Origin of the sequence: Xenorhabdus budapestensis (assembly GCF_002632465.1) — a bacterium.
Taxonomy (GTDB): Bacteria; Pseudomonadota; Gammaproteobacteria; order Enterobacterales; family Enterobacteriaceae; genus Xenorhabdus; species Xenorhabdus budapestensis.
On sequence record NZ_NIBS01000138.1, the window covers coordinates 1 to 525 of the forward strand.

At 51.6% G+C, this 525-nt stretch carries 1 protein-coding gene and 1 pseudogene; both read right to left on the reverse strand.

The features are described 5' to 3' along the window. On the reverse strand, nt 1-288 hold a 288-nt coding region (locus tag Xbud_RS19290; protein WP_099137554.1), incomplete at its 3' end, for a hypothetical protein. After that, nucleotides 285-525, reverse strand: a pseudogene (locus tag Xbud_RS19295) (ParA family protein); the annotation flags it as partial. The gene Xbud_RS19290 and the pseudogene Xbud_RS19295, both read right to left, overlap by 4 nt.

Here is a 525-nt window from a genome sequence, read left to right on the forward strand (position 1 = left end):
TAAATATTGCGGCTTCTCCTTCTCCCAGCCGCATTCCAGCAGCACCGAATCATCCGGTGTTCCGGGCATCAGTGACAGCGCCTGTAATTCTTCTTCACTTCGGGGACTGAAATGCTCAACGAGGTCAGGCGAAACGCCCCAGATAACCGGTAATAACGCCTGAAGTTTTTCCAGTGCGGCTTTACGCTCCGGCGCATCGATAAACACAAACCATTCATCCTGCGTATCCGTAAACGGCAGTTCGGTATTGTCATAACAGAAACAGACAGCACGCCAGATAACATTCATTTTGCGTCTCCTGCCGGTTGATTGACCAAGACCGCATCAAATTTCGCAGTCCATTCAGGGAACAGTTCACAGGCCAGACGGTGCATAGTTTGCGCCGCCGCCGGACTTTTACGGGGGGTTTTGTATTCCAGACGATGGACAGGCTGAGCACGAACATGCCCCAGTTTGTAGATATCCAACAGATCAATACGGGTGCTCAGCAGCTGATAAACCTTTCTCTCCCCCAACGCTGACGTG